Here is a 24,264-nt window from a genome sequence, read left to right on the forward strand (position 1 = left end):
CATTCGGACTCCTTGTCTGCTTCCATCTTCGAGCACGTCCCGCGGGCGCAAGGGCAGGGACCTGTCGGCAGTAGCGCTCACATCATTTGAACGCGGGGCTCATTAGAGCCGCGCCCCGATGTGAGCGGCAAGCTCGATGCAGCGGCTTGTGACGTAATCCGCCGGACAGCCAGGACGTGGGTGAATCCCTACGCGGGGGCGTGTAGGCGTCCCTGGGCATCCTTTTGCTGGCTCCACCGATTGCTTATCAACGCTGTACTGCTTGCCCCGGACGCCGCTCCCATCTATAGTGCGCGCCTGTCGTAATAACGCGTTAGTACATCATGAAGCGACGAGCGATCGACCCCGAGACCCCGAACGAGTCGGTGGAGCGCAGCCTGTGCGAGGCGCTGCTGGCGCTGCGCGACGTGGACGAGATGCAGGCGTTCCTGCATGACCTGTGCACGCCGGCGGAGCTGGAGGCGATGGTGGATCGCTGGCGGGTGGTGCCGTACCTGCAGGAGGGGCTGCCGTACCGGGAGATCCACGAGCGTACGGGGGTGAGCATCACCACCATCGGGCGGGTGGCGCGCTACCTCAACCAGGGCAACGGCGGCTATCTCGCCGCGGCGGCGCGCGCGGCACGCAAGCGCAAGACCGCCAAGGCACCGGCATGAGGCCGCGCGATCGACTGCGCATCGCGATGCAGAAGTCCGGGCGGCTCACCGAGCCGGCGCAGGACCTGCTGACGCGCTGCGGGTTCACCTTCCGGCAGAGCCGCGACAAGCTGTTCTGCTTCGGCGAGGGCGAGCCGGTGGACCTGTTGCTGGTGCGCGACGACGACATTCCCGGGCTGATTGCGCAGGGCGTGTGCGACCTGGGGATCGTCGGGCGCAACGTGCTCAACGAGTACGAGCTCACCGCCGGCCGCGAGGATGACGTGTCGCTGGCCGAATGGCGCGGGCTGGGCTTCGGGCGCTGCCGGCTGTCGCTGGCGGTGCCGCAGGAGATGGACTATGCCGGCGCCGCGGACCTTGCCGGGCGCCGCATTGCCACGTCCTATCCGGGACTGCTCGGCCGCTGGCTGCGAGAGCAGGGCATCGAGGCCGGCGTGGTGACGCTGGCCGGTTCGGTGGAAATCGCGCCCCGGCTGGGTACGGCCGAGGCGATCTGCGACCTGGTGCAGAGCGGCGGCACGCTGGTGGCGAACCAGTTGCGCGAGGTCGAGATGGTGCTCGACAGCGAGGCGCTGCTGGTCGGGCCGAAGGTGTTGCCGGCCGACGAGCGCGGCGACCTGGTCGAACTGCTGCTCAAGCGCATCGATGGCGTGATCCAGGTGCGCGAGTCGCGGCTGCTCCTGTTGCAGGCGGCGCGCGGTTCGCTGGAGGCGATCACCCGTCTGCTGCCGGGCGGCCCGCAACCGACGCTGCTGCCGCTGGCCGGCCAGCCGGACCAGGTGATGCTGCAGGCGTTGTGCGCCGGCGAAGTGAGCTGGCGTCAGTTGGAAGAGATCAAGAAGGCCGGTGCGCGCGAGATGTTCGTGCTGCCGGTGGAGAGGATGCTGGCATGAAGCGGCTGGTCTGGAACGCACTGGACGAAGCAGGGCGCGAGGTGGCGCTGGCGCGACCGGTGCAGACGCATGCGGTCGGCTTGCGTGAAGTGGTGCGCCGGATCATCGCCGAGGTGCGCCGGCATGGCGACGAGGCCTTGCTGCGCTTTACCGCCTCGTACGACCGTTGCGTACTGGAGCGGCTGGAGGTGCAGCCGGAGGAGTTCGATGAGGTCGAGGCGGCGCTCGATCCGGCGCTGAAGGCGGCCATTCGTGAGGCGGCCGGGCGCGTCGAGGCCTTCCATCGGGCGACGGCGCCGGTTTCCGTGGCGGTCGATACCGCGCCGGGCGTGCGGGTGGAGCGCGTGTTGCGGCCGATCGACCGTGTCGGGTTGTACGTGCCGGCCGGAAGCGCGCCGTTGCCTTCCACGGCGCTGATGCTCGGCGTGCCGGCGCGTATCGCCGGCTGCGCGGAGGTCGTGCTGTGCTCGCCCGCGCGTGTGGATGGGCGCTGCGATCCCGCCGTGCTGTATGCAGCGCGCGTGGTCGGCGTGCACCGCGTATTCAAGCTCGGTGGCGCGCAGGCGATTGCCGCGATGGCCTACGGAACAGCCAGCGTGCCCCGCTGCGACAAGCTGTTCGGCCCGGGCAATGCCTGGGTGACCGAGGCCAAGGTGCAGGTATCGATCGATGCGCGCGGGGCGGCAATCGACATGCCGGCCGGCCCGTCCGAAGTGCTGGTGGTGGCCGATGCCCAGGCGGACGCGGCGTTCGTGGCGGCCGACCTGCTGTCGCAGGCCGAGCACGGGCCCGATTCGCAGGTGTTGCTCGTGAGCCCGTCGGACGCGCTGCTCGATGCCGTGGCCGACGAAGTCGAGCGCCAGTGCGCGGCCTTGCCGCGGGCGGGTATCGCGCACGGGGCGCTGGCGCACAGCCGCTTGATCCGGGTCGACTCGCTGGCGCAGGCGCTCGAGGTCAGCAACCGCTATGCGCCCGAGCACCTGATCCTGCAGGTGGCCGAGCCTCGCGCCTGGCTGGCGCGGGTGACCAGTGCCGGCTCGGTGTTCCTTGGCGCGTGGACGCCCGAGTCGGTCGGCGACTATGCCAGCGGCAGCAACCACGTATTGCCGACCTATGGCTACGCGCGCAGCCACAGCGGCGTGTCGGTGGCCAGTTTCCAGAAGCAGATCAGCGTGCAGGAACTCACTCCCGAAGGCCTGCGGGCGATCGGGCCGTGCACGGCCACGCTGGCCGCCGCCGAACAGCTGGAGGCGCACCGCCGCGCCGTGACCCTGCGGCTGGCGGCACTCGACGCGGAGGTCACCCCCGCATGAGCGTGCTGGAGCTTGCGCGCGCGGAGATCCGCGCGCTGGTGCCGTATTCCTCCGCGCGCATGGAGGCGACGGGTGGCGCGTTGTTGCTCAATGCCAACGAATCGGCCTGGGCGCCGTTCGGTGACGAGGGCCTGGACTGCCACCGCTACCCGGACCCGCAACCGCTGGCTTTGGTCGAGCGGCTCGCCGCACTGTATGGCGTGCGCCCGGATCAGGTGCTGGTCGGGCGGGGGAGTGACGAGGCGATCGACCTGCTGGTGCGGGCGTTCTGCCGTGCTGGCGAGGACGCGATCCTGGTGCAGCCGCCGACGTTCGGCATGTATGGCGTTTGCGCGCGGGTTCAGAACGCGGCAGTGGTCGAGGTGCCGCTGGCGGCGGATTTCGCGCTGGACGCCGACGCGTTGCTCGCGGCGGTGACGCCGGCGGTGAAGCTGGTGTTCGTCTGTGCGCCGAACAATCCGACCGGGGCGGGCGTGTCCCTGGAAACCGTCGAGTACCTGGCCCGGCAACTGGCCGGGCGGGCGCTGCTGGTGGTGGACGAGGCTTACGTGGAGTTCGCTGGCGCCACCAGCGCCACGACCTTGCTTGACCGCTACGAGCACCTGGCCGTGCTGCGCACGCTGTCCAAGGCGTGGGCGCTGGCCGGTGCGCGCATCGGTTGCCTGCTGGCGCACCCGGAAGTGGTGGCCCTGCTGCGGCGCATCCTGCCGCCATATCCGCTGCCGCGCCCCTGCGTGGCAGCGGCGCTGGACGCCTTGTCGCCGGCAGGGCAGGTGGCCGCGCGTGAACGCATCGGCGTGGTTCGCGCCGAGCGAGCGCGGATGGCTGCGGCGCTGGAACCAATGCCGGGCGTGCTCGCGGTGCTTTCGTCGCAGGCGAATTTCCTCGCCGTGCGTTTCGAGGATGCGGGGGCGGCGTATCGGCGGTTGTTCGAGGCGGGCATCGTGGTGCGTGACGTGCGGCGTTATCCGGGGTTGGCGGATGCCTTGCGCATCACGGTCGGGACGCCGCAGGAGAACGATCGGGTGCTGGCGGTGCTTGGAGGTGGGGCATGAGCGGCGTTCGTCGCGAGCGGGCCCTTACGCGGCTCCCGGCCGGGTTCGGCGTGGCGATCGCGTACGGGATGCGGTCCCGCGGGGGCGGTGCATGAGCAGGAAGCTGCTCTTTGTCGATCGCGACGGCTGCCTGATCGTCGAGCCGCCGGACGAGCAGATCGACAGCTTCACCAAGCTCGACCTGCTGCCGGGCGTGATCGGCGCGTTGCAGCGCTGCGTCGCGGCCGGTTACGAGCTGGTGATGGTGACCAACCAGGACGGCCTGGGTACGGCGAGCTTCCCCGAAGAGGCGTTCCGCGGGCCGCAGGAGTTGTTGCTACGCATCCTGGCTTCGCAGGGCATCGCGTTTCGCGAGGTGCTGGTCGACCGCAGCTTCCCGCACGAAGGGCTCGATACGCGCAAGCCGGGGATCGGCCTGCTGCGCCATTACCTTGCCGACGACAGCTGGAGCCGCGGCGCATCCGCGGTGATCGGTGACCGCGAAAGCGACATGCTGCTGGCGGCGAATCTGGGCGTGCGCGGTTTGCGGGTCGGTCCGCAGGGGGCCGGCTGGGAAGAGATCGCGCATCGCCTGCTGGACGCGCCGCGCACCGCTTTGGCACGTCGGCGCACGCGCGAGACGGCCATCGAGGTAAGCGTGGATCTGGATCGACCGGCCGAGCCGCGGGTGCGCACCGGGCTGGGCTTCTTCGACCACATGCTGGAGCAGATCGGCAAGCACGGCGGTTTTGCGCTCGCGCTCGCCTGCGATGGTGATACGCAGGTGGACGAACACCACACGGTCGAGGACTGCGCACTGGCGCTGGGGCAGGCGCTTCGCCAGGCACTGGGCGACAAGCGCGGTATCGGTCGCTACGGCTTCACCCTGCCGATGGACGAGGCGCTCGCCAGTGCGGCGCTCGATCTTTCCGGACGGCCATGCTTCGTATTCGACGGCGCCTTCCCGCGCGAGCGTGTGGGCGATCTGCCAACCGAGCTGGTGTCGCATTTCTTCCGCTCGCTGTGCGAAACGCTGGGCGCCAACCTGCACCTGTCGGTGCGGGGAGAGAACGCGCATCACATGGTCGAGGCCTGCTTCAAGGTCGTCGCCCGCGCGTTGCGCCAGGCCCTGCGGCGCGAGGGCAGCGAGCTGCCCAGTACCAAGGGGGCGTTGTGAGCGCGGCGGTGATGTCCACTCCGGACGCCGGAGCAGGGACCTCGGCCCCGGGCGCGTCGGTCGTGCTGGTGGACGCAGGGGGCACGAATATTGGTTCGGTGCGCTATGCCCTGCAGCGGCTGGGCGTGGATGCGCCGCTGACCTCGGACCCGGCAGCGATCCGCGCGGCCGGCAAGGTGATCCTTCCCGGCGTGGGAGCGGCCGGTCCCGCCATGGCCCGCCTGCGGACGCTGGGACTGGTCGAGGTGCTGCGCGGCCTCACCCAGCCGGTGCTTGGCGTGTGCCTGGGCATGCAGCTTCTCTGTGCGCGGTCGGAAGAGGGCGAGGTGGACTGCCTCGGACTGATCCCCGCGGTCGTGCGGCGTCTGCAGTCCGCGCCAGGCGTGCGTATCCCCCATATGGGGTGGAACCGGTTGCAGACATGCAGCGAACATCCCCTGCTCGACGGCATCGCCGCCGATGCACAGGTCTACTTCGTGCACAGCTACGCGGTGCCGCCGGGCAATTACACGCTGGCGTCCGCCATTCACGGCTCGCCGTTTTCGGCCGTGGTGGCACGCGGCAATTTCTTCGGCATGCAGTTCCACCCGGAACGCTCCTCTGCGGTGGGCGCCCGCCTGCTGCGCAACTTCCTCGCCCTATGAAAGCTGAAATCATCCCCGCCATCGATCTGCGCGCAGGCCGCGTCGTGCGTCTGGCGCAAGGCGACTATGCCCGCCAGACGACCTACCAGGACGATCCCGTCGCGCTGGCCGCAAGGTACGCGGCGGCCGGGGCGAACTGGTTGCATGTGGTCGACCTGGATGGCGCCCAGTCGGGCGGCTTTGCCAACTTGCCGGTGATCGAGGCGCTGGCACGCACGGGACTGCGGGTGCAGGCCGGCGGTGGCGTGCGGGGCGTGGCCGACGTGCACCGATTGATGGATGCGGGCGTCGAACGCGTGGTGGTTGGAAGCGTGGCGATCCGCGATCCGGAGCGGGTGGCCGCTTGGCTGCAACGGCATGGCTCCGAGCGCTTCACCATCGCACTGGACACGCGCTGGTCAGACGATCGCTGGACGCTGCCGAGCGCCGGCTGGACCCGCGCGGAAACGCGCACGCTGGACGAACTGGCCCCCTGGTATGCGGCGAGCGGCGCACGGCACCTGCTGTGCACGGACATCGACCGCGACGGCATGCTGGCGGGGCTGAACCTGGAGCTCTATCGCCACCTGGGGGCCATCGCGCCCGCGCTTGCCGTGCAGGCGTCCGGCGGCGTGCGCTCGGTGGAAGACATCCGTGCCGCGCGGAGCGCCGGCGCGCGCGGTGTGGTCCTCGGACGGGGCCTGCTCGAAGGCCGCTTCGGATTGGATGAGGCGATGGCCGCATGAGCAGGTTCCTGTTTGCCGCATATTGCGCCGTGTTGCGCATCGAAGCCGGCGGGGAGCGTCGCCCGTGCTGAGCCGTCGCATCATTCCCTGCCTGGACGTGCGCGATGGGCAGGTCGTCAAGGGCGTGCGCTTCCGCGACCACGCGGTAGTAGGCGGCATCGTCGAGCTGGCGCTGCGCTATCGCGACGCCGGCGCGGATGAACTGGTTTTCTATGACATCACCGCCAGCCCGGAAGGCCGCTCGGTGGACCGGGCCTGGGTCGAACGGGTCGCCCGGGAGATCGACATCCCCTTCTGCGTGGCCGGCGGCATCCGCAGCGTGGCGGACGCACGCGCGGTGCTGCACGCCGGGGCCGACAAGGTCTCGATCAATTCGCCGGCGCTCGAACGGCCGGCGCTGATCGCCGAACTGGCCGACGCGTTCGGCGTGCAGTGCATCGTCGTGGGCATCGATTCCCTGCGCGATGGGGACGGGCAGTGGCGGGTGCGCCAGTACACCGGCGATCCGTCGCGCACGCAGGCGCTGCCGCGGCGCACGCTGGACTGGATCGCCGAGGCGCAGCACCTGGGCGCGGGCGAGATCGTGCTCAATTGCATGGGCAGCGACGGCGTGCGGCAGGGTTACGACGTGCCGCAACTGGCCCAGGCCCGCGCGGTGTGTGCGGTGCCGCTGATTGCCTCGGGCGGGGCCGGGGCGAGGGAGCATTTCCGCGACGTCTTCACCGCCGCCGATGTGGACGGTGCGCTCGCCGCAAGCGTGTTCCATTCCGGCGCGATCGAAGTGCCGGCGTTGAAGCGATGGCTGGCGAAGCAGGGCGTGATGGTGCGCGTCGCCGTCGAACCGGAGACCTGTGATGGTTGAGCAGATCGACTTCGCCAAGGGCGACGGCCTGGTCCCGGCGATCGTGCAGCACTGGCTTACGGGCGAGGTGCTGATGCTGGGCTACATGGATGCCGAGGCGCTTGCGGCCACGCGCGACACCGGGCTGGTGAGCTTCCACAGCCGCAGCAAGGGCCGTCTGTGGACCAAGGGCGAGAGTTCCGGGAACGTGCTGCGGCTCAAGAGCCTGCATGTCGACTGCGATGCGGACGCGTTGCTGGTGCTCGCCGCACCGGCTGGGCCGACCTGTCACCGCGGCACGTCCAGCTGTTTCGACGGGGCGCGGTTGCCCTTGGGCTTTCTGGCCGAACTCGATGCGCTGGTCGCCCGGCGTGCGGCCGAGCGACCGGCCGGCAGTTACACCACGAAGCTGTTCGAGGGAGGCATTCGCCGGATCGCCCAGAAGATCGGCGAGGAGGGCGTGGAGACCGCGCTTGCCGCCGTCGCGCAGGGCGATGCGGAGCTGCTCGGTGAAGCGGCGGATCTGTTGTTCCACCTCACCGTCGCCCTGCGGGCGCGGGGACTGGGGCTCGCGGATGCGGCTGCGGTGCTGGCTGACCGGCACGCGCAACGCTCCGCCGGATGACGGTGGGAGCGCACCTTGTGCGCGACCGCCATGCCGGCATGTGCCAAGTGCCCGCCGTTGCCGGTCGCGCCCAGGTGCGCTCCTACAAGGGGCCGATCAGGGATGGGCAGCCATCACTGCCTGCGACTGTTTAGGCGGCTGAAACGGCACGGTCAGATGATTCGGCGACCCTTGTAGGAGCGCCCTTGGGCGCGACTGCCATGCCGGCCTGTACCCGAGGCCGCCGTTGCCGGTCGCGCCCAGGTGCGCTCCTACAAGGGGTCGATCAGGGATGGGCAGCCATCACTGCCTGCGACTGTTTAGGTGGCTGGAACGGCACGGTCGGATGATTCGGCGACCCTTGTAGGAGCGCCCTTGGGCGCGACTGCCATGCCGGCCTGTACCCGAGCCCGCCGTTGCCGCTCGCGCCCAAGGGCGCTCCTGCAAGGTCGGCTCAGGGATGGGCAGCCATCGCCGCCTGCGGCTGGGTTGCGGGCTGGAAGGGAACGGTCGGACCAAGCTCCAATCCGTCCCGCCATCGCGCCAATTGCGCGGCGATGCCTTTGCCGACCGCCATCTGCGGTTCCGACGGAAGCAGGCGGTCCTGTCGCTCCCACTTTGCGATCTCGCCCTTGGCCTGCGCGAACGCGGCAATGAAATCCGGGGTGCGGTTCAGCGCGTCGACCAGCCAGGCGCGGCCGAAATAGGTCGCCGCCGAGTCGTTGCCGCAGCCGAATGAGCTGCGGTCGCTGCGTGCAGCGGTGAGTACCAGGGTGCCGTCGCCCTGCAGCGGCGGGATGAAGCCCCCGGAGTAGCAGGCGTTGACCACCATGACCTTCCACTTGAACGGTCGCGCCGCCAGGATCGCTCCCAGGTCCTGCGCGCCGATCTGGTCCAGCGGCAGCGGGTCCATGTCCACCAGCAGGGTATGGTCCTCGCTGCCGTGGGTGGTCAGGTAGAGCAGCAGGATGTCCTGTTGCGGGTCCATGGCGTCCGCCAGGCCATCGAGCGCGCTTTCCAGGTTGCTCCAGGTGGCCAGAGGCCGGGTGGACAGCGTGTCCGGGGAGTTCTCCAGCACCAGTGCGTGCGCGGTGGGACCGAAGTGTCGGGTAAACAGGCGCGCGGCGTATTCCGCTTCGTTGTGGAAGACAGCCTCGGTGCCGTCGCCGGCAAAGGCGAGCAGGTACAGGTTGGGCTTGCCGGGAATGCGGGGACGTAGCTTCGCGAGCGCGGTATCCAGCAACTTTGGCTGGGTGTAGAGCACCTGCTCGGGCGTGGGCGCCTGCTCTGGCCAATCGTCCTGCGGCGGCGCGGGCGCCTCGGCGTCGTCCAGCCATGCTGGCGCCGAATGAGCGGGCGGTGGGACGCGTGACGCCTGCGCAGCCGGGTGAGGCAGCCATCCTTGCACCAGCAGCATCACCAGCACGCCGGCGGCAAACGCGAGCAGGGCGATCAGGCTGGCGCGCATGACGGTGTCAGGGCTCGATGGCGTCGAAGTCCGCGTAGGCGGGGTGGCGCGGCTCGGCAGGCAGCGCCTGCGGTGTGCGCAACAGCCAGCCAGTCTGCATGCCGGCGGAGCGGGCGGCGTCCAGCTCCTCGACGATGTCGGAAAGGAACAGGATGTGTTCCGGCCGTTCGCCGATCGTCTCGGCGATCGTCGCGTAGGAGGCCGATTCGCGCTTGGGCCCGGTCTGGGTATCGAAGTAGCCGGCGAACATCGGCGTCAGGTCGCCGGCATCGCTGTACCGGAAGAACAGCTTCTGGGCCGGCACCGAACCGGATGAGTAGACGTACAGGTGCAGGCCATCGGCGCGCCAGGCGTGCAGGCGGGCGGATACCTCCGGATAGACGTGCGCGCGGTACTCGCCGGTCTCGTAACCTTCCTGCCAGATCATGCCCTGCAGCGCCTTGAGCGCGGTGGACTTGCGGTCCTGGTCGATCCAGCCCAGCAGCAGTTCGATGATCTCCTGGCGGCTGGCTTCGATGATGCCGGCTTCCCTTGCCGCCTCGTGCAGCCAGTGCTGCACTTCCGGCTTGTCGGCATGCGTCTCGATGAAGGCCGGCAGGCGCTTGCGGGCGTACGGGAATAGTACGTCCCTGACGAAATCGATCGAGCTGGTGGTTCCCTCGATGTCGGTGACGATGGCGCGGATGGTGGTCATGGGCGGCACGTGTTCGGAGAGGCGGCAAGGATAGCCGAGCTCCCGTAGGGTGGGCTTCAGCCCACCGAAGCCTCGCGGCGAATCGGAGGTGGACTCAGCGCGTGGTGGGTTCCATGCGCGGAAAGCGCTCGGCGATGTCGGTGCCGGTGAAGTTGGCAACCCAGCCTTCCTTGTTGGTGAACAGGCGGATGGCGACGAAGTACGGCGATTCGCTCATGTCGAACCAGTGCGGCGTACCGTCGGGCACGCCGATCAGGTCGCCGGCCTCGCACAGCACGTCGTAGACCTTGCCGCCGACATGCAGCGTGAACTGGCCGCTGCCGGCGACGAAGAAGCGGACCTCGTCCTCGCTGTGCGTGTGTTCGCTCAGGAACTTCTGGCGGAGCGTGGCGCGGTCCGGGTGATCCGGAGCCAGGCTGATGACGTCGACCGACTGGTAACCCTCGTCGCGCATCAGGCGGTCGATGTCATGGCGGTAGGCGGCGATCACGTCGTCCTGGCTGGCGCCGGGCGCGATGGGAGCGTTGGCTTCCCACTGCTCGAAGCGGACGCCCACCTTGCCAAGTTCACGGGCGATATCGGCCGGCGCGACATGCACCGACACAGGCGTGGAAGGCTGGGCGTCTTCGTAGATGCGCAGGCGGCTCATGCGGACAGTCTCCTCAGGTCGAGCTCGCAACCGAGTAGGAATTCCAGCGCTTCCAGATGGCGGCGTGCCTCGGCCATGTCGGCGCCCCAGGTGTAGATCCCGTGGCCGTCGATCAGGTAGGCATGCAACGGCTTGCCCGCATCCAGCCAGGCGTCGATGCGCTCGACCAGTTCGGGCATGTGCTGGGTGTTGGGGAACACCGGGATCTCCAGCACGCTCTCGTGCGTGGTGTAGCCGGTGATGGCCTTCTGCAGCTCCCAGCCTTCCAGCCGCACGGCGCCCTCGCGCGCGAACAGCCGCGACGCCACGCTCTGCGTGCGGGAGTGTGTATGAAGCACTACCTGCGCTTGGGGCAACCGGCGGTAGGCCTGCGTGTGCAGCCCGGTTTCGGCGCTGGGACGGGCGCGGGTGCCCACCGCATGGCCTGCCATGTCTACCAGCATGATGTCCTCGCGGCCCAGGCGTCCCTTGTCGCGGCCGGAAATGGTGATGGCCGCGAGTTCGCCGTTCACGCGCATGGAGAAGTTGCTGCTGGTGGCCGGCGTCCAGCCAAGCGAGGCAAGCTCGCGAGCGGCCTCGGCGATCGCGTCGGCGCACAGCGCGAAGCGGGCTGGGTCGACGGAAGAAGGCAATTCCTGCATGGTGATTTGGACGTCCAAACGGTGGATGACTATAGCACGCCGGCCTGCGCGACCAATGGCAAATGCGAGTCGTTCTCGCAAGTCAGGTGGAATTGACGTTCGCGGCGTACCATCGCCACAGGCTGCCGCGTTCGCGGTGGCGGAAACAACGGAGGTTCAATCATGTCGCAAGAAAAAGACGTCGAATCGCGTCGTCGCTTCCTGAAAGCCGCTGCCGGCACCGCGGCCGCGGCCGCTGTCGTCGGTGGGTTGCCGCGTTTCGCGCGCGCTGCCGATCTGCCGCACGTGGCCGAGTCCGACCCGACGGCGAAGGCGCTCGACTATGTTGAGGACGCCAGCAAGTCCAAAAACCCCAAGCACAAGCCAGGCGACGTGTGTGCGAACTGCCAGTTCTACACCGACCCCACGGCCAAGGCCTACGGTCCGTGCCAGTTGTTCCCGGGCAAATCGGTCAATGCCAAGGGCTGGTGTGTCTCGCACACGGCCAGAAAGGCCTGAGAGCACGCACACTGACTTGACGCCGCTGCGTCAGGATTTGCGTGTGGGGAAGAGGCCGGGAGGCCAGTCTGAAAAATGCTGCCCAGGCGCGTCAGGCTGAGGAGCTGACCCGCCTGACGCGCCGGGCGGCGATCCGGGGCCCACTGCCAAGTGATCAACCCTCGGAACACAGATGATACTCCCGTGGGGGGCCATTCGGATGCGGGTCGCTCCAATTTTTATCGGAAAACTTCCGTTAAAACCATGGATATCAATCACTTGGGGCGACAAATAGTTGGTACGCGCGGTCTGCTGGCTTGTTAGTATGACGTTAAATGTCGCGTCCGCCTACGAACGTCGCCGAACGAACGGGTTCCTGAAACCCGGGTAGCGCCTGGGGAGGGCCGGCTCGAGGGCTGCTCGTCCAGGATGGACGGCCAGGGTGGCTCAAATGCATCCCGCAAGCGGCTGCCTGCCCGGCAACCGCGCGTCAGTTGCCCGCGGAGGCCGACGCTTTGCGCAACTGGCTATGCCGGCGGCCGTAGGCGAAGTAGATCACCATGCCGATCACCGTCCAGATGCCCAGCATCAGCCACTGGTACCAGTTCTCCCAATAAAGCAGCGTCAGGCAGCTCAGTACGCCCAGCGTGCAGATCACCGGCGCCCATGGCACGCGGAAGGTGCGCGGCAGCTCCGGCTGGGTGTGGCGCAGGATCAGTACGCCCGCGCACACTGCGACGAACGCGATCAGCGTGCCCATCGACACCAGGTCGCCCAGGATGTCGAGCGGGAATACCGCGGCCAGCGCGGCGATACCCACCCCGGTGATCACCGTGTTGATGTGCGGGGTCCGGTAGCGCGGATGGATCTTGGCGAACACCGGCGGCAGCAGCCCGTCGCGCCCCATGATCATGAAGATGCGCGGCTGCGCGATGATCATCACCAGCACGACCGAGGACAGGCCGATCAACGCACCGACCTCGACCAGCCAGCGCAGCCATTCCAGTTCCGCGTGCGCCTTGACGGCGGTGACCACCGGCTCGGCCGTGCCCAGCAGCTTGAACGGCAGCAATCCGGTGATGACGGCCGCCATGCCGACGTAGAGAACCGTACAGATGGCCAGCGAGGCGATCGTGGCGACGGGCAGGTCGCGTTGCGGATTCTTGGCCTCCTGCGCGGCAGTCGAGGTCGCCTCGAAACCGATGTACGCGAAGAACACGAGCGTCGATGCGCGCATGATGCCCGACCAGCCGAACCTTTCCGGCCCTTCGTTGGCCGGGATGAACGGATGCCAGAGCTCCGGATTGACATAGCGCCAGCCGGCCACGATCACCACCACGATCAGGCCGACCTTCAGCAACACCATGGCGACGTTCGCGCCGCTCGACTCGCGGATGCCCACGTAGCACAGCCAGGTCAGCGCCAGCACGATGGTCACGGCCGGCAGGTTGAACAGCGCGCCGGTGCTCACCAGCTTCCCGCCCTGATAGGCCAGGGGAGCGGTGGTGAGGGCGGCGGGCAGATGGATGCCGATATGGTCCATCAGGCTGACGAAGTATCCGGTCCAGCTGACCGCCACCGCCGAGGCTGACACGCCGTACTCAAGCACCATGTTCCACCCGATGAACCAGGCGACCAGCTCGCCCAGCGTTGCGTAGGCATAGGAATACGAGCTGCCCGACATCGGGATCAGCGTGGCGAACTCGGCATAGCACAGCGCGGTGAAGCTGCAGCACACCGCCGCGATGATGAAGGCGAGGATCACCGCCGGGCCGGCATGTTCGGCTGCTGCCTGCCCGGTGATGACGAAGATGCCGCCGCCGATCACCGCGCCGATGCCCAGCGCGGTCAATCCCCACGGGCCCAGCGTGCGGCGCAGGCCGGGGCCGTGCGCGTCGTCGGCGTCGGAGAAATCGGTCTTGCGGGCGAGCAGTTGCTTCAGCATGGGCATTCCGGACATGAAACCGGCACGGTTTTCACCGTGCCGGCGGGTGTTTGCTGGGACGGCGACGCAAGCGTCAGGCCGGTTCGGTGCCGTTGGCCAGGTGGCTCTTGCGGTGACCGTAGAGGTAGTAGACCACCAGGCCGATGGCGCCCCACACGAAGAAGGTGAGCTTCGCTTCCTTTGACAGGTTCAGGAACAGCAGCAGGCAACCGATGATCGCGAGCGGGCAGACCAGCCACGCCATCGGCGTGCGGAACGGACGCGGGCGCTCGGGCTGCGTGCGGCGCAGGATCAGCACGCCGATCGCCACCATGATGAACGCGAACAGCGTGCCGGAGTTGGTGATGTCGGCAAGGATACCGACCGGGAACAGCGCGCCGAACAGCGACACGAAGGTACCGGTGATCAGCGTGATCACGTGAGGCGTGTGATAGCGCGGGTGGATCTTGGCCAGCGAACCCGGCAGCAGACCGTCGCGCGACATGGTGAAGAAAATGCGGGTCTGGCCATAGGTCATCGTCAGGATCACCGACGGCAAGGCGATGCCCGCAGCGAAGGCGATGAAGGCGCCGATCGTGTTGTGGTCGAGCAGGCGAACCACGTGGGCCAGCGCCTCCTTGCTGCACACCAGTGCGTCCGAGCCGACGCAGGCCGCCGCGAACGCCGGCGTGCCTGGCTCAAGTGCCACGCCGTCCGGCCCCAGCATGGGCTGCGCGCCTACCGAACCGACCGCGCCGTAGCTCACCAGCAGGTAGTAGATGGTGCACACGCCGAGCGAACCGATCAGGGCGATCGGGATGCTGCGGTTGGGATTCTTGGTCTCTTCGGCCGCCGTGGAGATGGCATCGAAGCCGATGTAGGCGAACACGATCGACGCGGCCGCACCGAGTACACCGATGCCGCCCATCGGGCTACCCCAGCCATTGGGAACGAACGGGTGGAAGTTCGTGTCGTTCACCGCCGGCACGGCGACGAAGATGAAGGCGGTGAGGGCGGCGATCTTGATCAGCACCAGCACGGTGTTGACCTTGGCCGACTTGGACGTGCCCAGCACCAGCAGCAGGGTGACCGCCAGGCCGATCGCGCAGGCCAGCAGGTTGAAGCTGCCGCCGTCCATCGGTCCCACCTGCAGAAAGTGCGGCAGGCCCCAGCCCGCGTGCGTCAGCAGGCCGTTGACGTAGCCCGCCCAGCCGACGCAGACCGTGCTGGCAGCGATGGTGTATTCGAGCACCAATGCCCAGCCCACGATCCAGGCGACACCTTCGCCGAGCACGCCATAGGTATAGGTGTAAGCCGATCCTGCGACCGGCACCATGGAAGCTAGTTCGGCGTAGGCCAGTGCAGCCAGGGCGCACACGACGGCGGCGATGACGAAGGCGATCATCATGCCCGGGCCGGCTTTCTGGCCCGCTTCGGCGGTGAGCACGAAAATGCCGGTGCCGATGATCGCGCCAATGCCCAGCATGGTTAGCTGGAACGGACCGAGCTGGCGGACGAGGGACTTCTTTTCGGCGGTAGCGAGAATCTGGTCGAGCGGCTTGACGCGCTTAAACAGCATAGCGTTCCCCATGGAAAGACGGCGTGCTCCCCGACCCTTTGCGTTAGCACACGCGTTGAGCCGATGTGACGGGCAACCTTAGCCGAGCGTGACTGGGGGTACAAGCGCCACAAGGCATGCCAGGGCGCCACTAGAATCGCCGTTTGCACAGCGTCCGACGAACATGCCCGACACATCGACCTACCGCCTTGGCGACGCCCTGCATCGGCACGGGCAAGCCTTCCCGGACGCCCGCGACGTACGGGACTTCCTTGCGTTCCTGGCCGGCGCGCCGGAGGTGTTCGAGCGTACGCATGCGTTCGGTCATTTCACCGGTTCGGCGTGGCTGGTCAGCGCGGATGGCGAGCGTGTGCTTCTGACCCATCACCGCAAGCTCGGCCGCTGGTTGCAGCTGGGAGGACATGCCGATGGTGATCCGGACCTTGCGCGCGTGGCGTTGCGCGAGGCCGAGGAGGAATCCGGCCTGCCGGACCTGGTCGCCGAACCCGCCATTTTCGACCTGGACCGACACCTGATCCCCGCTCGCGGCAATGAGCCCGCGCACTGGCACTACGACGTGCGTTACGTCGTGCGCGCGACGGGAAGCGAGGCGTTCGCCGTCAGCGAGGAGTCGCTGGATCTCGCCTGGCACTCCATCCAGGCGATTGCGCAGGACCCGCAGGCGGACGAGTCGCTGCGACGCATGGCGAGGCGCTGGCTGGCCCGCACTTTGTAGGGTGGGGTTTGGCCGGCCGCGTTGCGTGCGCGGGAGGATGGCAGGCTTGGGCCCACCTGCGCGGTCAAACGGACTCGTAGCGCGCGGGTGCGGGGTTCAGATGTCCGCAGGCGTCGCAGGTGCGCGCCTCGCGCGAGCGGTAGAAGCGGTCGAACACCGGCGGGAAGTCCTGCTCGATGCTGGCCAGGGTGAAGTATTCCTCGTACAGCTTGTGGTTGCAGCGCTCGCAGAACCACAGCAGGCCATCCTGCTCGCCCGCCAGGCGGCGGCGTTCGATCACCAGACCCACCGATTCAGGCATGCGCTGGGGCGAATGCGGCACCCGTGCCGGCAGGTAGAACAGCTCGCCGGCGCGGATCGGAATGTCGCGTGCAGCACCTTCGTCCTGAACCTTGAGCACCATCTCGCCTTCGAGCTGGTAGAAGAACTCAGGGCCTTCGTCGTAGTGGTAATCGGTGCGCGCGTTGGGACCACCGACGATCATCACGATGAACTCGCCGTCGACGATGCATTTGTTGCCAACCGGCGGCTTGAGCAGGTGACGGTGTTCGTCGATCCAGCGTTGCAGGTCGATGGGCGGTAGCAGGGCCATGGCTGCGCTCGGCGTGTGTAGATGCCTACCTTAGCGCGTGGAGTTCACCTGTAGGAGCGCACCTGTGCGCGACCATGGTGGGTGGGGGTCGCGCACAGGTGCGCTCCTAAAGGATGTCAGGCGGCCGATCAGGCCCCGACGATGGCACCCTTGGCGATGACCGGAGCGGTCGGCTGGCCGGTTTGCGAACCGCCCGGCGGCTCGACCGAAACCGCCGGCAGCGCGCGGTTGCTCAGGCGCGCGACGACGGCCGGCGACAGATGCAGCCTGTCCGGCGATCGGTGAAGGCGCCCTGGTCGCCGCTGCGGTGGCCAGCAGGATGCGGGACAGATCCTCGCGTTCGAGCGGCGAGGCGGGACTCAGGCGATCGCCGTACGGCAGGCGGAACGCTGGATGGCGAGGCTCGGGGTTGGGCCGCGCCGCAACATGCCGGCTGCCGTGCCTGCCAGCAAGCGGTCAGACTTCCAGGGTAGCCAAGTCGCCCTTTTCTTCCAGCCAGCTCTTGCGGTCGCCGGCGCGCTTCTTCGCCAGCAGCATGTCCATCAGCCTGGCCGTGCCTTCGCTGTCGTCGACGGTCAGCTGGACCAGGCGGCGGGTGTCCGGATGGATGGTCGACTCGCGCAACTGGGCCGGGTTCATCTCGCCCAGGCCCTTGAAGCGGGTGACCGAGACGGCGCCTTTCATTTTCTCGCGCTCGATCTTCTGCAGCATGGACTGCTTCTCGGCCTCGTCCAGGCAGTAGAACACCTGCTTGCCCACGTCCACGCGGAACAGTGGCGGCATCGCGACGAACACATGCCCCTCGCGCACCAGCGAGGGGAAGTGACGCAGGAACAGCGCAGACAGGAGGGTGGCAATGTGCAGGCCGTCGGAGTCGGCGTCGGCCAGGATGATCACCTTGCCGTAGCGCAGGCCGGAGAGATCGTCCTTGCCTGGGTCGCAGCCGATCGCCACGGCCAGGTTATGGACTTCCTCCGAGGCAAGTACGGAGGTCGACTCGACTTCCCAGGTGTTCAGGATCTTGCCGCGCAGCGGCAGGATCGCCTGGAACTCCTTGTCGCGCGCCTGCTTGGCGCTGCCGCCAGCCGAATCACCCTCGACCAGGAACAGCTCGGTACGGGTGAGGTCGGTGGCCGTGCAGTCGGCCAGCTTGCCGGGCAGGGCGGGGCCCTGGGTGATCTTCTTGCGCACCACCTGCTTGGCGGCCTTCAGGCGCGCGCTGGCGCGCTCGATGGCGAGCTGGGCGATCCTCTCGCCCAGGTCCACGTGCTGGTTGAGCCACAGGCTGAAGGCGTCGTGCACCACGCTCTCGCACAGCGCGGCAGCGTTACGCGAGGACAGGCGCTCCTTGGTCTGGCCGGCGAACTGCGGGTCCTGCAACTTCGCCGAGAGCACGAAGGCCAGGCGCTCCCACACGTCCTCGGGCGCGAGCTTGACGCCGCGCGGGAGCAGGTTGCGGATGTCGCAGAACTCGCGGATGGCATTGGTCAGGCCCGAGCGCAGGCCGTTGACGTGGGTGCCGCCCTGCGCGGTGGGGATCAGGTTGACGTAGCTCTCCTGCACCAGCTCGCCCTCGGGCAGCCAGGTGAGCGCCACATCCAGGCCTTCGGTGTCGCGGGCGACGTGGTGGACGAACAGGTCGGCAGGAATAGAGTCCGCGCCGTCGAGCTCGCCCCGCAGGTAGTCGCGCAGGCCGTCCTCGTAGTACCACTCGCTGGTCTCACCGCTGGCTTCGTCGACCAGCTTCACGCTGAGGCCGGCGCAGAGCACGGCCTTGGCGCGCAGCAGGTGCTTGAGCTTGGGGACGGAAATCTTCGGCGAGTCGAAGTACTTCGGATCGGCCCAGAAACGCACGGTGGTACCGGTCTTCTTCTTCGGCACCGAGCCGATCACTTCCAGCTCGCTGACGCGGTCGCCGTGCTCGAACGCCATGCGGTATTCGCTGCCATCGCGACGGATGGTCACTTCCACGCGTTGCGACAGCGCGTTGACCACCGACACGCCCACGCCGTGCAGGCCGCCGGAGAAGTTGTAGTTCTTGCCGCTGAACTTGCCGCCCGCGTGCAGGCGGGTGAGGATCAGTTCGACGCCCGGCACGCCTTCCTCCGGGTGGATGTCCACTGGCATGCCGCGGCCGTCGTCGCTGACCTCGACCGAGCCGTCGTCGTGCAGCACCACCTCGATCGCCCTGGCGTGGCCGGCCAGCGCCTCGTCCACCGAGTTGTCGATGACTTCCTGCGCCAGATGGTTCGGGCGCGAGGTGTCGGTGTACATGCCCGGGCGGCGTTTGACGGGATCGAGGCCGGAGAGGACTTCGATGTCGGCGGCGTTGTAGCGACTGCTCATGCGTGGGGTCGGTCAGGGAACGGAAGCGTTGCAGGATGGCGAGAGGCGGGCGGGGTGGTCAAGCGGAGTCGCCCGCGAAAGGCGCCCGCCATCCGTCGCCGGCGCCTTTCCCCCGTTGCGGGGAAGGCTCGACAGGGAGGGCGCAGCGATCGTGTCCTTCCCCGCAACGGGGAAAGGTGCGCGAAGGGCGGATGGGCAACCTTGCGGGGGAACTACAACGGCGCGCAATGCCGCTCCAGCCACGCCAGGTCCGCATCTTCGAGCAGCGGCGCCAGTGCCGCCCGCACGGTGGCGTGGTAATCGTCCAGCCAGGCGCGCTCTTCCGGGTTGAGCAGGCCCGGCTCCAGCGCGCGACGATCGAACGGGCACAGCGTGAGCGTCTCGAAAGCGTAGAACTCGCCGAACTCGGTCTGGTCCGCCTGCACCACGACCGCGAGGTTCTCGTGGCGGATCCCGTGGCGCGCCGGCTTGTACAGGCCCGGCTCGATCGAAGTGATCATGCCCGGCTCCAGCGGAACCAGCGCCCCATGGGGCACCGGCGGGCGGATCGCATGCGGGCCTTCGTGCACGTTGAGGAAGTAACCCACGCCGTGGCCGGTGCCATGGCCGTAGTCCAGGCCGCTGGCCCACAGCGGCGCACGCGCCAGCGCGTCCAGCTGCGGGCCGCTCGCGCCCTTGGGAAAGCGAGCGCGGGACAAGCCGATCAGGCCCTTCATCACCAGCGTGGCGTCGCGACGCTGCTCGGCGGTGGTCTCGCCCAGCGCCAGCACGCGGGTGATGTCGGTGGTGCCGCCGAGATACTGGCCGCCGGAGTCGACCAGCAGCAGGCCCTTGCGCTGCAGCGTGCTGTGCGATTCTGGGGTGGCGCGGTAGTGGGGCAGGGCGCCGTTGGCCTGATAGCCGGCGATCGTGGCGAAGCTTTCACCAATGAAATCCGGCTGTGCCGAGCGCTCGTCGCGCAGTAGCGCGTCGACGTCAAGCTCGGTCTGCGCCATGCCGGCGGCCAGACGCTCTTCCAGCCGGCGGAAGGCGCGCACCAGCGCAGCACCATCGCGGCGCATGACCTCGCGGATGTGTTCGAGCTCGGCTTCGGTCTTGTGGGCCTTGAAGGCGGTCGAGGGGTTGGCCGCTTCCACGCGCCCGGCCCCGGTGCCGATCGCGTCGGCCACGGTGCAGACCACGCGCGCGGGATCGAGCAGCAGGGCTGCATCCTTGCCCAATTCGCCCAGCGCGTCGGTGACGGTGGCGTAGTCGGCGATCCGGATGCCGTCGGCCTTGAGCGCGGCGACCAGCGTGTCGGACAGCTTGCCGCGGTCGACGAACAGCGTGGCGGGCCCGTCGGTCTCCACCAGCAGGTGGGCCAGGAACACCGGGTTGCACTCCACGTCGCTGCCGCGAAGGTTGGTCAGCCAGGCGACGTCGTCCAGGCTGGACACCAGGTGGTGCGTGGTCTGCTGGCGACGCAGGCTGGCGCGCAGGCGTTCGAGTTTTTCCGCGCGGGTGGCCCCCGGGAAGCCGGAGGCGTGTTCGAACACCGGCGCCCTGGGCAGGGCGGGCCGGTCCGTCCAGGCCTCGCCTGGCAGGTCCAGGTCCGTGCGCACCCGCGCGCCGGCCTCGCCCAGCAGGCGTTCGACCTGCCTGCGGGCGGCGACGGACAGGCTGTCGCCGGCGACCGCCAGCACGTCGCCCTCGTTGAGGTGTTCCTGCAGCCACTGCAGGTGCTCGGGGGCGTGCGAGATCTTCTGCTTCTTGAGCGCCACGCCCGTGCCGGCCAGCTGCTGTTCGGCCTGGGAAAAGTAACGCGAGTCGGTCCACAGGTCGGCGGCGTGGGCGGTCACCACCAGCGTGCCGGCCGAGCCGGTGAAGCCGGACAGCCACTCGCGGGCGGCCCAGTGCGCGGGCAGGTACTCGGACAGGTGCGGGTCGGCGGAAGGGATCAGGCAGGCGGCAACGCCGTGCTTTTGCATGGCCATGCGCAGGGCCGCAAGGCGGGAGGGGATGGGGGTGCTCATCCATCCATGCTAGCGCCTTCCACGAGAGTGGTTCACGCCCGGTGCGGGCGAGAAGTACCGGGGTCGAAGCGTCGCGGCGGTCCCGGTGAGCCCTTCGCCTCCATCGCCTGGCGCTAAGCCAGGGCGAACGGTGTGGCGGATACGGTGAGCCCGAACCACAGCCCTCTATCGTTGGTGGAGAGGGCTTGAAGGGCCGATCAGGGAACGGGCGGAGCGCGGAATCGGGTGCCAGCGAACCCTTGCCCGGAGGGAAAGGGACCCCGAGCATGAATCGCGCGACCCTTTAAGTCTCGCCGCCGGGCCCGTCACCCGCTAAAATGCCGAATTTCCAGCACGGCTGCATTCCATGACCCCCCTGATTTTCGTCACCGGCGGTGTGGTGTCCTCGCTCGGCAAGGGCATCGCGGCGGCGTCGCTTGCGTCCATCCTCGAGGCGCGCGGGCTTTCGGTCACCATGATGAAGCTCGATCCCTACATCAATGTGGATCCGGGCACCATGAGTCCCTTCCAGCACGGCGAGGTCTACGTGACCGACGACGGCGCGGAGACCGACCTGGACCTGGGGCATTACGAGCGCTTCGTCCACACGCGGCTGACCGGCAAGAACTCGATCACCACCGGCAAGATCTACGAGAGCGTGATCCGCAAGGAGCGCCGCGGCGACTACCTGGGCGCCACCGTGCAGGTGATTCCGCACATCACCGACGAGATCAAGCACTGCGTACACGAGGCCACGCGCGGCTTCGACGTGGCGCTGGTGGAGATCGGCGGCACGGTCGGCGACATCGAGTCGCTGCCGTTCCTGGAGGCGATCCGCCAGTTGCGCATCGAGCACGGGCCGGAGAAGTGCCTGTTCATGCATCTGACCCTGGTGCCTTACATCAAGGCTGCCGGCGAGATCAAGACCAAGCCGACCCAGCATTCGGTGAAGGAGCTGCGCTCGATCGGTATCCAGCCGGACATCCTGCTGTGCCGTTGCGAGGAAGCGCTGCCGGAGAGCGAGCGCCGCAAGATCGCGCTGTTCACCAACGTGCCCGAGAACGCGGTCATCAGCGCTGTCGACGTGGACGTGATCTACAAGACCCCGCTGTGGCTGCACAGCCAGGGCCTGGACGACATCGTGGTCCGGCGCCTGGGCCTGGACGCCAAGCCGGCCGACCTCTCCAGCTGGCGCCGTACCGTCGAGGCGGTGGAGCACCCGAAGGACGAGGTCACCATCGCGATCGTCGGCAAGTACGTCGAGCACAAGGACGCCTACAAGTCGCTCGGCGAGGCGCTGCGCCACGGCGGCATCAAGCAGCAGACCCGCGTCAATCTGGACTGGATCGATTCCGAACAGGTCGAGGCCGAGGGCGCGCAGAAGGTGCTCGGCAAGGCCGACGCGATCCTGGTCCCGGGCGGCTTCGGCAAGCGCGGCTTCGAGGGCAAGGTGCTTTCGGCCAGGTACGCCCGCGAGAACGGCGTGCCTTATTTCGGCATTTGCTACGGCATGCACGCAGCGGTGGTCGACTTCGCCCGCAACGTGGCGGGCCTCAAAGACGCCGATTCCAGCGAGAACGACCGCAACACTGCCAACCCGGTGATCGCCCTCATCACGGAATGGACCACCGCCACTGGCGAGACCGAGCAGCGCAGCGAGCACTCCGACTTGGGCGGCACCATGCGCCTGGGCTCGCAGGAGGCGCGCCTGAAGACCGGTACGCTGGCGCGCGAGACCTACGGCCAGGAGGTGGTGCGCGAGCGCCATCGCCACCGCTACGAATTCAACAACCGCTACCGCCAGGATTTCGAGGATCTGGGCCTGGTGGTTTCCGGTAAGTCGATGGACGACCTGCTGGTCGAGATCGTCGAGCTGCCGCAGCAGAAGCATCCGTGGTTCCTGGCCTGCCAGGCGCACCCGGAGTTCACCTCCACGCCGCGCGACGGGCACCCGCTGTTCATCGGTTTCGTCGAGGCGGCGCGCGAGTACAAGGCGATGCGCGAAGGGGAAAAGCTGGCCGGGGCGCAGGCGAGGGCCTGACGCGCCCTGTCCTCGTGCCTTGTGAATGACGTGGCGCCCGACGGAGTATGGGCGCCATTTTCCGCGAAAGCTGGAGCCCACTTGCTCTTGGCTACCCGCTGAAGGTCGGTTTCCGCTCCCGCGGGAATGACGTCCCGAGGGGTGGCGGCTCGCCAGACAGGCGATGCACCAACAGGAATTACCTATGAAGCTTTGCGGTTTTGAAGTCGGCCTCGACCAGCCCCTGTTCCTGATCGCCGGCCCCTGCGTCGTCGAGTCCGAACAGTTGCAGCTGGATGTCGCCGGCAAGCTCAAGGAGATCACCGGCCGGCTCGGCGTGAACTTCATCTTCAAGTCCAGCTTCGACAAGGCCAACCGCTCCTCCGGCCAGAGCTTCCGCGGGCCGGGCCTGGAAGAAGGCCTGCGCGTGCTGGCCGAGGTCAAGCGCCAGATCGGCGTGCCGGTGCTCACCGACGTGCATGAATACACGCCGATGAACGAAGTGGCGGCGGTGGTCGACGTGCTGCAGACGCCGGCGTTCCTGTGCCGCCAGACCGACTTCATCCAGAACGTGGCGCGCGCCGGCAAGCCGGTGAACATCAAGAAAGGCCAGTTCCTCGCGCCGTGGGACATGAAGCACGTGGTCGCCAAGGCCAAGGCCGTGGGCAACGACGACATCATGGTGTGCGAGCGTGGCGCGAGCTTTGGCTACAACAACCTCGTTTCGGACATGCGTTCGCTTAGCGTGATGCGCGAGACGGCATGCCCGGTGGTGTTCGACGCGACCCATTCGGTGCAACTTCCGGGCGGGCAGGGCGCGAGCTCCGGCGGCCAGCGCGAGTTCGTGCCGGTGCTGGCGCGCGCGGCGGTCGCGGTCGGCGTGGCCGGCCTCTTCGCCGAGACGCATCCGGATCCGGGCAAGGCGCTGTCTGATGGCCCCAACGCCTGGCCGCTGGGCAAGATGGAAGCGCTGCTGGAAACCTTGATGGACCTGGACGCCGTGACCAAGCGCCACGGCTTCCTCGAAAGTACTCTCTGAGCCGAGGCGCGCATGTCAACGGAAGATTCGCTGGTCCGGCTGCTCACGGAAATGCGCGATGTCCAGCGCGAGCACCTCGAGCTTTATCGGAAGAACAGTGAGGCGGCGATCGCCAAGCAGAACCAGGCGCTGGACGTGACCCGGCGCTTCCAGCGGTTCTACCGATGCGTGGTTGCGGTGCTGTTCGTGGGCATCGCGATCCTGCTGTTTTGGTTTTCCAAGTACATCGATTAGGGATATCA

Annotated in this window: 23 protein-coding genes; 14 read left to right on the forward strand and 9 right to left on the reverse strand. The window is 67.9% G+C overall.

The window, feature by feature from the left end:
- Nucleotides 1-323 precede the first annotated feature (323 nt).
- From ACFWZU_RS06240 to hisIE, 9 genes are all read left to right on the forward strand, one after another.
- Nucleotides 324-656 carry a YerC/YecD family TrpR-related protein gene (locus ACFWZU_RS06240; protein ID WP_209623028.1) on the forward strand — a complete coding sequence of 111 codons (333 nt, stop codon included), beginning with the start codon at nucleotides 324-326 and terminating at the stop codon, nucleotides 654-656.
- A complete protein-coding gene (gene hisG, locus ACFWZU_RS06245; protein WP_439700559.1) occupies nucleotides 653-1,549 on the forward strand; it encodes an ATP phosphoribosyltransferase in 897 nt (298 codons plus the stop codon). The genes ACFWZU_RS06240 and hisG overlap by 4 nt, the downstream gene beginning before the upstream one ends.
- Nucleotides 1,546-2,862, forward strand: coding sequence for a histidinol dehydrogenase (hisD, locus tag ACFWZU_RS06250; protein ID WP_439700560.1), 1,317 nt, complete (start codon nucleotides 1,546-1,548; stop codon nucleotides 2,860-2,862). Before hisG ends, hisD begins: the two co-directional genes overlap by 4 nt.
- Complete coding sequence (gene hisC / locus ACFWZU_RS06255) at nucleotides 2,859-3,917, forward strand: histidinol-phosphate transaminase (RefSeq protein ID WP_439700561.1); 1,059 nt, start codon at nucleotides 2,859-2,861, stop codon at nucleotides 3,915-3,917. The genes hisD and hisC overlap by 4 nt, the downstream gene beginning before the upstream one ends.
- A 91-nt stretch (nucleotides 3,918-4,008) precedes the next feature.
- Nucleotides 4,009-5,073, forward strand: coding sequence for a bifunctional histidinol-phosphatase/imidazoleglycerol-phosphate dehydratase HisB (hisB, locus tag ACFWZU_RS06260; protein ID WP_439700562.1), 1,065 nt, complete (start codon nucleotides 4,009-4,011; stop codon nucleotides 5,071-5,073).
- Between the two features lie 11 nt (nucleotides 5,074-5,084).
- Nucleotides 5,085-5,717, forward strand: coding sequence for an imidazole glycerol phosphate synthase subunit HisH (gene hisH / locus ACFWZU_RS06265; RefSeq protein ID WP_439700563.1), 633 nt, complete (start codon nucleotides 5,085-5,087; stop codon nucleotides 5,715-5,717).
- Entirely contained in the window at nucleotides 5,714-6,442 is a 729-nt protein-coding gene (locus ACFWZU_RS06270; protein ID WP_439700564.1) for a HisA/HisF-related TIM barrel protein, read from the forward strand. Before hisH ends, ACFWZU_RS06270 begins: the two co-directional genes overlap by 4 nt.
- A gap of 64 nt (nucleotides 6,443-6,506) precedes the next feature.
- Nucleotides 6,507-7,304, forward strand: a complete 798-nt coding sequence (gene hisF, locus ACFWZU_RS06275) for an imidazole glycerol phosphate synthase subunit HisF (RefSeq protein WP_439700565.1) — start codon at nucleotides 6,507-6,509, stop codon at nucleotides 7,302-7,304.
- Nucleotides 7,297-7,908 carry a bifunctional phosphoribosyl-AMP cyclohydrolase/phosphoribosyl-ATP diphosphatase HisIE gene (hisIE, locus tag ACFWZU_RS06280; protein ID WP_439700566.1) on the forward strand — a complete coding sequence of 204 codons (612 nt, stop codon included), beginning with the start codon at nucleotides 7,297-7,299 and terminating at the stop codon, nucleotides 7,906-7,908. The genes hisF and hisIE overlap by 8 nt, the downstream gene beginning before the upstream one ends.
- Before the next feature lie 433 nt (nucleotides 7,909-8,341).
- Here the strand turns inward: hisIE and ACFWZU_RS06285 are convergent, their stop codons facing one another.
- The 4 genes from ACFWZU_RS06285 to ACFWZU_RS06300 form a co-directional block, all read right to left on the reverse strand.
- Nucleotides 8,342-9,355, reverse strand: coding sequence for a C13 family peptidase (locus ACFWZU_RS06285; protein ID WP_439700567.1), 1,014 nt, complete (start codon nucleotides 9,353-9,355; stop codon nucleotides 8,342-8,344).
- Nucleotides 9,356-9,362: 7 nt separating this feature from the next.
- On the reverse strand, nucleotides 9,363-10,049 hold the full coding sequence (gene mtnC / locus ACFWZU_RS06290; protein WP_439700568.1) for an acireductone synthase: 687 nt from the start codon (nucleotides 10,047-10,049) through the stop codon (nucleotides 9,363-9,365).
- 94 nt (nucleotides 10,050-10,143) lie between these two features.
- Nucleotides 10,144-10,698 carry a 1,2-dihydroxy-3-keto-5-methylthiopentene dioxygenase gene (locus tag ACFWZU_RS06295; protein WP_439700569.1) on the reverse strand — a complete coding sequence of 185 codons (555 nt, stop codon included), beginning with the start codon at nucleotides 10,696-10,698 and terminating at the stop codon, nucleotides 10,144-10,146.
- Complete coding sequence (locus ACFWZU_RS06300; protein ID WP_439700570.1) at nucleotides 10,695-11,339, reverse strand: methylthioribulose 1-phosphate dehydratase; 645 nt, start codon at nucleotides 11,337-11,339, stop codon at nucleotides 10,695-10,697. Before ACFWZU_RS06300 ends, ACFWZU_RS06295 begins: the two co-directional genes overlap by 4 nt.
- A 162-nt stretch (nucleotides 11,340-11,501) precedes the next feature.
- Between ACFWZU_RS06300 and ACFWZU_RS06305 the strand changes: the two genes are divergently transcribed.
- Nucleotides 11,502-11,837 (forward strand): high-potential iron-sulfur protein, encoded by a 336-nt coding sequence (locus ACFWZU_RS06305; RefSeq protein ID WP_439700571.1) that lies wholly within the window; start codon nucleotides 11,502-11,504, stop codon nucleotides 11,835-11,837.
- Between the two features lie 469 nt (nucleotides 11,838-12,306).
- On the opposite strand, the gene ACFWZU_RS06310 is transcribed toward ACFWZU_RS06305, so the two are convergent.
- Both ACFWZU_RS06310 and ACFWZU_RS06315 read right to left on the reverse strand, forming a co-directional pair.
- Nucleotides 12,307-13,761: an amino acid permease gene (locus ACFWZU_RS06310; RefSeq protein WP_439700572.1), complete on the reverse strand. Its 1,455-nt coding sequence runs from the start codon at nucleotides 13,759-13,761 to the stop codon at nucleotides 12,307-12,309.
- Between the two features lie 73 nt (nucleotides 13,762-13,834).
- Nucleotides 13,835-15,319: an amino acid permease gene (locus ACFWZU_RS06315; RefSeq protein WP_439700573.1), complete on the reverse strand. Its 1,485-nt coding sequence runs from the start codon at nucleotides 15,317-15,319 to the stop codon at nucleotides 13,835-13,837.
- Nucleotides 15,320-15,482: 163 nt separating this feature from the next.
- Between ACFWZU_RS06315 and ACFWZU_RS06320 the strand changes: the two genes are divergently transcribed.
- Nucleotides 15,483-16,034 (forward strand): NUDIX hydrolase, encoded by a 552-nt coding sequence (locus tag ACFWZU_RS06320; protein WP_439700574.1) that lies wholly within the window; start codon nucleotides 15,483-15,485, stop codon nucleotides 16,032-16,034.
- Nucleotides 16,035-16,098: 64 nt separating this feature from the next.
- On the opposite strand, the gene ACFWZU_RS06325 is transcribed toward ACFWZU_RS06320, so the two are convergent.
- The 3 genes from ACFWZU_RS06325 to ACFWZU_RS06335 all read right to left on the reverse strand — a co-directional run bounded on the left by ACFWZU_RS06325 (nucleotide 16,099) and on the right by ACFWZU_RS06335 (nucleotide 20,984).
- Nucleotides 16,099-16,626 carry a 3-hydroxyanthranilate 3,4-dioxygenase gene (locus tag ACFWZU_RS06325; RefSeq protein ID WP_439700575.1) on the reverse strand — a complete coding sequence of 176 codons (528 nt, stop codon included), beginning with the start codon at nucleotides 16,624-16,626 and terminating at the stop codon, nucleotides 16,099-16,101.
- Between the two features lie 456 nt (nucleotides 16,627-17,082).
- Nucleotides 17,083-18,972: a DNA topoisomerase IV subunit B gene (gene parE / locus ACFWZU_RS06330; RefSeq protein ID WP_439700576.1), complete on the reverse strand. Its 1,890-nt coding sequence runs from the start codon at nucleotides 18,970-18,972 to the stop codon at nucleotides 17,083-17,085.
- 212 nt (nucleotides 18,973-19,184) lie between these two features.
- Nucleotides 19,185-20,984 carry an aminopeptidase P family protein gene (locus tag ACFWZU_RS06335; protein ID WP_439700577.1) on the reverse strand — a complete coding sequence of 600 codons (1,800 nt, stop codon included), beginning with the start codon at nucleotides 20,982-20,984 and terminating at the stop codon, nucleotides 19,185-19,187.
- A gap of 346 nt (nucleotides 20,985-21,330) precedes the next feature.
- On the opposite strand from ACFWZU_RS06335, the gene ACFWZU_RS06340 reads away from it, so the two are divergent.
- The 3 genes from ACFWZU_RS06340 to ACFWZU_RS06350 all read left to right on the forward strand — a co-directional run bounded on the left by ACFWZU_RS06340 (nucleotide 21,331) and on the right by ACFWZU_RS06350 (nucleotide 24,256).
- Entirely contained in the window at nucleotides 21,331-23,004 is a 1,674-nt protein-coding gene (locus ACFWZU_RS06340) for a CTP synthase (protein WP_439700578.1), read from the forward strand.
- Nucleotides 23,005-23,188: 184 nt separating this feature from the next.
- Nucleotides 23,189-24,022 carry a 3-deoxy-8-phosphooctulonate synthase gene (gene kdsA / locus ACFWZU_RS06345; RefSeq protein ID WP_439700579.1) on the forward strand — a complete coding sequence of 278 codons (834 nt, stop codon included), beginning with the start codon at nucleotides 23,189-23,191 and terminating at the stop codon, nucleotides 24,020-24,022.
- Nucleotides 24,023-24,034: 12 nt separating this feature from the next.
- Nucleotides 24,035-24,256: a hypothetical protein gene (locus tag ACFWZU_RS06350; protein ID WP_439700580.1), complete on the forward strand. Its 222-nt coding sequence runs from the start codon at nucleotides 24,035-24,037 to the stop codon at nucleotides 24,254-24,256.
- Nucleotides 24,257-24,264 lie beyond the last annotated feature (8 nt).

The sequence above is a fragment of the Frateuria sp. GZRR33 genome (genome assembly GCF_051900425.1).
GTDB lineage: Bacteria > Pseudomonadota > Gammaproteobacteria > Xanthomonadales > Rhodanobacteraceae > Frateuria_A.